At 54.4% G+C, this 1148-nt stretch carries 1 protein-coding gene; it reads right to left on the reverse strand.

The genetic code is table 11. The annotated features are described in order from the left end of the window. Nucleotides 1–1058 (reverse strand): IS4 family transposase (locus ABWQ00_RS16210; RefSeq protein WP_353239692.1); only part of this gene is annotated, 1058 nt, incomplete at its 3' end. Between the last annotated feature and the right edge of the window lie 90 nt (nt 1059–1148).

Consider the following 1148-nt stretch of genomic DNA (forward strand, 5'->3'; position numbering starts at 1 on the left):
AAAGGACGAATGGAAAATGGCAGCGAATTGGTGAGCAAGCGTTCAAGCATATCAAACCCGATGCGAAAAATACTAAGGTCGCGTCGCTCGTTGCGATCAACCAGAGGGCGGCGGCCATTTTTGATCGTCTGCGAGCCAAAGGTAACAACCGTGACATAAAGCAAAGCGACAGCCAGGGTGAGTCTGGAAAGGTGTAAGAATTGTTGCAAGCGTGAGGCTTCTAAGTCGAAGCCATTGCTTTTGAAGTCACCAAACATGCCTTCCGTCCACATGCGCCGCGAGTAATGGAGGCGGGTAAGGCGAGCCGTGGGCAGGTTGGTGGCAAGCAGCCACGGGTCTTTTTCACCGGGCTGCCATAGGGCCAAAAAGTTACAAGGATGGGCATGCTGTTGGGTCAGTTCGATCTGAGTGAACCAAGCTTGCTTACCAGGTTGGGTCAGCAGCGTATCGCACCGTTGCCAGCGTTGGTCTTGCGCTAGGCGGAGCAGATGATTGCCTTTCTGCCGCAAGACGTAGCACCAGTTCCAGCTTGCCAGTACGGCTTGTAGGGGAGAGAATTCACTATCGCCGATGACCACAACCGCAGCGTCTGACGGGACAAGACCATGAATATAGGCCAGCAGGGCGCATTGCTTCGGCCCTGTACTGTGTCCACGGCGGCAGCGCACCCACGTCCAAGCAATGGGTAAGGCGCGCCGTCGGTAAGCCAGGGAAACCAGCAGCAATTGATGCCCATTCCCGACCTTGCTGCCGTCGATGATCAGCCGTAACACGTGGCCCGTAGCGGCGGCGTCTTTCAGCAACCCTGCCGCCACCGGATGATACCACTCCCGCACGCGGACATGCGGATTGTCGACAAACCGTTCCAGTTGTCGCACCCGACTCAATTTCTTGGCTTTGCCTGGGATCTTGCTCGCAATTCGATTCAGATGCACAGAGCGGCTATGCAACATCCCGCTTTGTAGCCAGGCCATCGTGCGGATTCGCGTGATTCGTTCCCTACTCACGATCTGCTTCAAGCGTCCAACAATGGTATGATATGTTTGGATGATAGACATCGGTTTCTCCTTGATATGTTCGGCTTCACACTCTTAACATATCCGAAACCTTGTCTATTGTCCAATCCCTTCAAACTGTCGGGTCACTAG

The sequence above is a fragment of the Limnohabitans sp. genome (assembly GCF_040400975.1).
Classification (GTDB): domain Bacteria; phylum Pseudomonadota; class Gammaproteobacteria; order Burkholderiales; family Burkholderiaceae_C; genus Limnohabitans_A.